Below are 7,055 nucleotides of genomic sequence, written 5' to 3'. Positions count from 1 at the left end.
GCGATCTCCAAATACAACGCCCGCGGACCCGCCATCGACCGGACCACCTACAAAGCCACCATCAGCATCAACATGCTCCGGGCCAGCCCTTGACGCCACGACCCCAGCCCTAACTGAACGGCGTTGCTCCTAGGGGAGGTCGTCACAGGGTGTCCGGCCTGATGTCGCCGACTTCGCGGACCATCCACTCCACGAAGTCGATCGGCTCCACGAACAGTTCCCGGTAGGCCCGTTCGGCGGCGGCCCAGATGACGTCGTCGTCGTAGTTGGCCGCGACCCACTGGACCATGAGCCAGGCGGCGCGGGCCTCGGTGCCCTCGAAGTGGCAGACGCCGCCCTCGACGTACGGGCAGTCGTTGGTGTGCGGCTGCTCGCCGGGGCTCTGCGGGGCCTGGGAGTGGTAGCCGAAGATGATGGCCTCCCACCCGAGCTTGGACCCGGACACGAGCGGGATGGGGACGTGGGCGAACGTGACCTGGATGGCGCATCGGTCGCCCTGGAGCAGCCAGGTGCGGCGGATGCCGCCCGCGTACGGCCGGTCGTGCATGATGCGGGTGAAGAGGGGTGCCGCCCCGTCCGAGACGGGGCGGTCGTACCCGGCACCCGGCACCCGGCACCCGGCACCCGGCACCCGAGGATCGCGCGGTCGGCCGGGACGGCCCTCTTCGGAGGACAGCGACCTGCCTTGCCTCCGCGCCCTCCTTCCGAGGGGTCCCGCGCCACACACGCGAGCTACCTCGCCTCGCCCCCGCGGCCACCTCCCGCGGACCTCACGGCACACACGCGGCGGGCCCTCCTGGAGGACCCCGGGTGCCTCCCCCGCCCTTGCGGCCACCGTCGGTGGACCTCAGAGCACGCACACAACCGGCCCCTCCCGAGGCTCGCGTGGCCTCCCTCGCGGCACGCACGCGGCGCGGGCCTCTCCGGAAGACCTCGCGCGGCCTCCCCTGCCTCCCCCTGCGGCCACCCTTGGTGTTTCGCCAGGGACGGGAGTGGGGCCGCTGTGGGTGGAGGTCGTGGGGCCGCCATCGGTGGAGGTCGTGGGGCCGCTGTGGGCGGAAAGTGCGGTCAGGTGTGGTCGGGGAGGCGTTGGCGGGCGTGGCGTTCTTCGCGGCGGGTGACTTCGAGGCGCTGGGCCGTCTCGGCGAGGCGTTTGCGGGCCTTGGCGAGCTTCGCCTCCAGGCGGGCGACCTTGTCGGCCCGTTCGGCGTGGTCGCGTTCGGCCTCCTCCAGGGCCTGGCTCCACTCGCGGTGGGCCGCCTCGGCCACCTTGCGCTCCTTGGTCTTCCTGGCCTCGGTCTCGGCGCGGCGGCGCGCCGCGTCGGCCTCGGCCGTCTCGTCCGCCTGGGTGCCGGGTTTGCGGCGGCGGCCAGGGGGGCGGCCGGCGGGGGCGGGCGCCGGGGCGAAGCCGCTGTAGCGCAGCGGCTTGGCGAGCCGGCCGCGCCGCACCTCGTCGGCGGCTCCGGCGTCCACGACGGCGGCGTCGAGCGTCTGGTCCACCTCGGTGGCGGCGGCGGGCGACAGCTCGTCGCGGACCAGCCCGGCGACCCGCCCGGTGACCTCGCCGCGGCGCCGGGTCAGTTCGGCGAGCGCGTCGGCGTCGTGCTCCTGCCAGGCGTCGCGCAGCTCCTGGCCGAGCTCCAGCAGCTCCTCCAGGGCGTCGGGGTGCTCGCGGGAGATCCGGTTGACGGCCCACGCCGACATCGTGGGCTTGCGCAGCTTGCCGATCTCCCGGGCCAGCGCGGCGTCGCCCGCGTCCTTGGCCGCGCGGGCCTCGGCGGTGCGGGCGGCGGTGAAGTCGGCGGGCGCGAGCCCGTACAGCCTGCCGGTGACCTCCTCGAGATCCACACAAGGGGGATACCCCGCCCGGGCTGGTTCGTAGCGCATAGTGGAGGCAGCCCACTCGAACGGAGGCCCCCGTGTTCGAGCGCTTCACCGAGAGCAGCCGCCAGGTCGTCGTCCTCGCCCGGGAGGAGGCGCGGGCGATGCGTCACGGCGCCATCGGCACCGGGCATCTCCTGCTGGGGCTCGTCCGGGAGGGCGAGGGTCCGGCGGCGCGGGTGCTGGCCGAGTGCGGCGTGTCGCTGGAGGGCGTACGGGCCTGTGTGGAGGCCGAGGAGCCGCGCCGGGACCCGGCCGGGCACGCGCCGTTCACGGCCCGGGCGAAGAGGGTGCTGGAGCTGTCGCTGCGTGAGGCGCTGGAGCGGCGGCACGACTTCATCGGCACCGGGCACGTCCTGCTCGGGCTGCTGCGCGACGGCGACGCGCCGGTGCTCCGCGCGCTGGCCGCCGCGGGCGCCGACCCGGATGAGGTACGGCAGCGCGTGCTGGAAGAGGTGGGGCGCCGGGAGCCGCCCGGCGACGCGTCGCCGGTGAGCGCCCCGGAGCTGGCCGGGCGGCTGGCCCGCATCGAGGAGAGCCTGGAGCGCATCGAACGCCATCTCGGCATCCGGCGGACCGGCTCAGACTGACGCCAGCGCCCCCACGGCCAGCCTGGCCTCCACCACGGCGGGGTCCTCGGTGCGGGAGAGCGTGGCGCCGAGTCCGAGCATCAGCCGGCGCATGCGCGCGTTGTCGGCTAGCATGCCGGCCCTGACCTCGGCGTAGCCCAGGTCGCGCGCGGCGCACACCAGCGCCCTGGCCAGGGCCGTGCCCAGGCCGCGCCCCTGCCAGCGGTCCTCGACGAGCAGCGCGAGCTCGGCGATGCCGGGGTCGGCGGTGAACATCAGGCTGGCCAGCGCGACCACCTGCCCGTCGTCGGCCGCCACCACGGAGTGGCCGCGGGCGCGGTCGCAGAGCCGGTCGAACACGCGCGGCGGCAGCTCGGGCATCGAGGTGAAGTAGCGGAACCTGCGCGTCTCGGGCGAGCACCTGTCGTGCAGGTCGCGTACGGCCTCGCGGTAGAGGGAGGTGAGCGGGCGGACGGCGATCTCGGCGCCGTCGGCGAGCCTGACGGGGCGCTCGGCCGGCTTGCCGTCGGGGCCGGCCGGCGGCTGGACGAGCCGGGCGAACGCGGCGGCCCTGGCGGCCTCGGTCAGCGTGAAGGGCAGCCCGGCGCGGCGCAGCCGGACCGACCGCCGGGCGGCGACGGGCACCACGAGCCGGGTCGGGTCGGGCAGGTCGTTCGCGGGTTCGCCGTAGATCCACCGGGCGTCGTCGGCGCGCAGCAGCTCGGCGAGCAGCTCGGGCAGCCGCCAGGGCGCGGCCCGCAGCCGGGAGGCCAGCAGCAGCGCCCGGGTGGGCTCGTCGGTCAGCTCGTGGGCGGTGGCGGCGACGACCCGGACGCGGCGCCCGCCCGCCGCCTCCAGGGCCTCGCGCACGTTCTCGGGGGTGGCCGGGATGTCGGCGACGAACTCGTCGACGGTGCCGTCGACGTCGGGTTGTACGCTCAGGCCGAGGATGTTGCCGCCCCGGGCGGCCAGGGCGGCGGCGAGCGAGGCGAGCCGTCCCGGGCGTTCGTCGACCGTGGTGCGGATGCGCAGGAGTCCCATACGAAGAAGGATGCGGGGTCGCTGTTACGTTGCCGCTAACGTCGTGTTTCCATCACGGAATTCGTGGCGAGATGCGACACCTTCTCCGGATATAGCAGGATATGGCCCCATGAGCGTGCATGTTCCCCTGTCGTCCGGGTTCGTCAATGGCGACGTGTCCTTCTGGTACCGCTCCTCGGGCGTTCCCGCCCCCGGTCCCAGGCTCGACGGCGACCGCGAGGCGGACGTCGTCATCGTCGGCGCCGGCTACACGGGGCTGTGGACGGCCTACTACCTCAAGCGGGCCCGCCCGTCGCTCGACGTGGTGGTGCTGGAGCAGGAGTTCGCCGGGTTCGGCGCCTCGGGCCGCAACGGCGGCTGGCTGACGGGCGACCTGGCGGGCTCGCACGCGCGCTACGCCCGCACCCACGGCCGCGACGCCGCCCGGCGGCTGCAGCGGGAGATGTTCTCCTCGGTCGACGAGGTCATCGCGGTGTGCGAGAAGGAGGGCATCGACGCCGACATCGTCAAGGGCGGCGTCGTCAACGTGGCCCGCTCCACCGCGCAGGCCGCCCGGCTGCGCGCCTCGGTGGCCGAGTCCCGCGCCTGGGGCATCACCGAGGAGGACCTGCGCCTGGTCGACCCGGACGCCCACCTCAGGGTGGCGGGGGCCGTGAGCGCCACCTGGAGCCCGCACTGCGCGCGCATCCAGCCCGCCAAGCTGGCCCAGGGCCTGGCCCGGGTGGTGCGCGACCTCGGCGTGACGATCTACGAGCGCACGCCCGTCACCCGCATCGCGCCGCACCGGGCGGAGACGCCGTACGGGACCGTGCGGGCCGGGCACGTGCTCCGCGCCACCGAGGGCTTCACGGCGCGGATGGAGGGGCTGCGGCGGCAGTGGCTGCCGATGAACAGCTCGATGATCGTCACCGAGCCGCTGCCGGCCTGGTTCTGGGAGTCGGTCGGCTGGGAGGGCGCGGAGCTGCTCGGCGACCTGGCCCACTACTACATGTACGCCCAGCGCACCGCCGACGACCGCATCGCGTTCGGCGGGCGCGGCCGGCCCTACCTGTACGGCTCGCGCGTCGACGCCCGCGGCCACACGCACGAGTGGACCGTCGAGGCGCTGTGGGACCTGCTGGTCGACTTCTTCCCGGCGGCCCGCTCGTCCTCCGTCGCCCACGCCTGGTCGGGCGTGCTGGCGGTGCCGCGCGACTGGTGCTCGACCGTCCACGTGGACCCGGCGACCGGGCTCGGCTGGGCGGGCGGCTACACCGGCCACGGCGTCACCACCACGAACCTGGCCGGCCGGACCCTGCGCGACCTGGTGCTGGGCGAGGAGACCGAGCTGACGGCGCTGCCGTGGGTGGGGCGCAAGGTGCGCGCGTGGGAACCCGAGCCGCTGCGCTGGCTGGGCGTGCACAGCATGTACCGCCTCTACCGGATGGCCGACCAGCGGGAGCGGTCGATGCCGCGCACCTCGGTCCTGGCTCGCTTCGCCGACCTGATCACCGGTCACTGACCATCCCTGCCAGATAGGAGATCTTCCATGAGCGTGCTGTTCCGGGGCGGGCGCGTGTTCACCGCGACGGGCGCCTTCACCGAGGCGGTGCTGGTGCGCGACGGCGTCGTGGCGGCCGTGGGCGCCGAACGGGAGCTGGCCCGGCTGGCGCCCTCCCACGAGACGGTGGACCTCGGCGGCGGCCTGCTGGTGCCGGGCTTCACCGACGCCCACCTGCACCCGGTGCAGGCGGGCCTGGAACGCGCCAGGTGCGACCTGGCCGAGGTGTTCGGGCTGGACGCCTACCTCGCGGCAGTCCGTGCGTATGCCGCCGCCAATCCCGGCAAGGAGTGGATCGACGGCGGTGGCTGGGACATGTCGGCGTTCCCGGGCGGGCTGCCCCGCAGGGAGCAGCTCGACTTCCTGGACCGGCCCGCCTACCTGATCCAGCGCGACCACCACGCCGCCTGGGTCAACAGCCGGGCGCTGGAGCTGGCCGGGATCACCCGCGACACGCCCGACCCGGCCGACGGGCGGATCGAACGCGACCCCGACGGCACCCCGACGGGCGTGCTGCACGAGGGCGCGATGGACCTGGTGGGCCTGCTCACGCCCCGCCCGACGGCCGCCGACCTGGACGCCGCGCTGGCCGAGGCGGAGGCGCACCTGTTCTCGCTGGGCATCACCGGCTGGCAGGACGCCATCGTGGGCTCGTACGCGGGCTCCGACGACCAGTTGCCCACCTACCTGTCGGCGGCCCGCTCAGGGCGGCTACGGGCCCGCGTGGTGGGCGCCCTGTGGTGGGACAGGACCCGCGGCCTGGACCAGATCGAGAGCCTGGTGGAGCGCCGGGCGTCGGCCGAGGGCCTGGACCGGTTCGCGGCCGGCTCGGTCAAGATCATGCAGGACGGCATCACGGAGAACTTCACCGCCGCCACCCTGGAGCCCTACTGCCGCTGCGGCGGCACGGGACTGTCGTACGTGGACCCGGTCAAACTGAAGGAGTACGTGGCCGAGCTGGACCGGCTGGGCTTCCAGGTCCACTTCCACGCGATCGGCGAGCGGGCGGTGCGCGAGGCGCTCGACAGCTTCGAGGGCACCGATCCGGCCAACCGTCACCACATCGCGCACCTGCAGATCATCGAGCCGTCGGACGTGCCGCGCTTCGCCGCGCTGGGCGTCACGGCCAACCTGCAGCCGCTGTGGGCCACCCACCACGCGCAGATGGACGAGCTGACGCTGCCGTTCCTGGGCGAGCCGCGCTCGTCGTGGCAGTACCCGTTCGCGGACCTGCTGGCGCACGGCACCCGGTTCTGCGCGGGCAGCGACTGGCCGGTGTCGGACGCCGACCCGCTGCAGGGCATGCACGTGGCCGTCAACCGGACCGAGCCGGGCGGTTCGGTGCACGCGGGCTACCCGACGGCGCAGACGCCGTTCCTGCCCGATCAGCGCATCGACCTGGCGACCGCGCTGACCGCGTACACGGCGGGCTCGGCGTGGATCAACCGCTCGCCCGCCGGGGTGATCGAGCCGGGCCGCCCGGCCGACCTGGTGGTGCTCGACCGCGACCCGTTCACGCTGCCGGAGAAGGACATCTGGACGACGCGGGTGCGGATGACGTTCGTCGACGGCGTCGCCGTCCACGAACGGGCCTGAACGACGAAAGGGCCCCGGCGGGAGAACCGCCGGGGCCCTTTCACGTCAGCCCGCTACCAAGGGGACTTGTTGTTGCGCAGGCGCTCCAGCGCTTCCTCGAGGATCGCCTTGCCGTCCTTGTCGCTCCGGCGCTCCTTCACGTAGGCCAGATGCGTCTTGTACGGCTCGTTCTTCGGCGGAGCAGGCGGGGCCTCCTCGTCCTGGCCGGCCGGGAGGCCGCAACGCGGGCAGTCCCACAGCTCGGGGACCGCCGCGTCACTGGCGAAGCTGGGGCGCGTCTCATGCATGTTGGCGCACCAGAACGAGACCCGCACTCTCGGAGCTGCCTCGCCGCGCTCGGCCTCCCCCATAGGGCCGGCGCCGACACGGCTGCCACGGATCGCGTTGCCACTACCCACGGATGAACTCCTCGCTCGATCGCCCCGTGT

At 74.1% G+C, this 7,055-nt stretch carries 7 protein-coding genes; 3 read left to right on the top strand and 4 right to left on the bottom strand.

The annotated features are described in order from the left end of the window. Positions 1-142: 142 nt before the first annotated feature. Together ACBI99_RS44585 and ACBI99_RS44580 are read right to left on the bottom strand one after the other, a co-directional pair. Positions 143-610, bottom strand: a complete 468-nt coding sequence (locus tag ACBI99_RS44585; protein ID WP_357586654.1) for a hypothetical protein — start codon at positions 608-610, stop codon at positions 143-145. Between the two features lie 458 nt (positions 611-1,068). Beyond that, complete coding sequence (locus ACBI99_RS44580) at positions 1,069-1,848, bottom strand: hypothetical protein (RefSeq protein WP_375075273.1); 780 nt, start codon at positions 1,846-1,848, stop codon at positions 1,069-1,071. A 71-nt stretch (positions 1,849-1,919) separates the two neighbouring features. Between ACBI99_RS44580 and ACBI99_RS44575 the strand changes: the two genes are divergently transcribed. After that, the gene (locus ACBI99_RS44575) at positions 1,920-2,471 is read left to right on the top strand and encodes a Clp protease N-terminal domain-containing protein (RefSeq protein WP_219509934.1); all 552 of its coding nucleotides are present in this window, start codon (positions 1,920-1,922) and stop codon (positions 2,469-2,471) included. Here ACBI99_RS44575 and ACBI99_RS44570 read toward each other — a convergent pair. Further along, positions 2,463-3,491, bottom strand: coding sequence for a GNAT family N-acetyltransferase (locus ACBI99_RS44570; protein ID WP_219509933.1), 1,029 nt, complete (start codon positions 3,489-3,491; stop codon positions 2,463-2,465). The two genes, ACBI99_RS44575 and ACBI99_RS44570, sit on opposite strands and share 9 nt — an antisense overlap. Positions 3,492-3,600: 109 nt before the next feature. Between ACBI99_RS44570 and ACBI99_RS44565 the strand changes: the two genes are divergently transcribed. Further along, positions 3,601-4,992 carry an NAD(P)/FAD-dependent oxidoreductase gene (locus ACBI99_RS44565; protein ID WP_375075272.1) on the top strand — a complete coding sequence of 464 codons (1,392 nt, stop codon included), beginning with the start codon at positions 3,601-3,603 and terminating at the stop codon, positions 4,990-4,992. A gap of 27 nt (positions 4,993-5,019) precedes the next feature. Further along, positions 5,020-6,627 carry an amidohydrolase gene (locus ACBI99_RS44560; protein WP_375075271.1) on the top strand — a complete coding sequence of 536 codons (1,608 nt, stop codon included), beginning with the start codon at positions 5,020-5,022 and terminating at the stop codon, positions 6,625-6,627. 53 nt (positions 6,628-6,680) lie between these two features. Here ACBI99_RS44560 and ACBI99_RS44555 read toward each other — a convergent pair whose 3' ends face one another. Then, entirely contained in the window at positions 6,681-7,025 is a 345-nt protein-coding gene (locus ACBI99_RS44555; RefSeq protein WP_090942943.1) for an RNA polymerase-binding protein RbpA, read from the bottom strand. Between the last annotated feature and the right edge of the window lie 30 nt (positions 7,026-7,055).

Origin of the sequence: Nonomuraea sp. ATR24, from assembly GCF_041950485.1 — a bacterium.
Taxonomy (GTDB): domain Bacteria; phylum Actinomycetota; class Actinomycetes; order Streptosporangiales; family Streptosporangiaceae; genus Nonomuraea; species Nonomuraea ceibae.
Note: the sequence above shows the minus strand (reverse complement) of the source record. Positions and strands in the feature narration are given on the sequence as shown.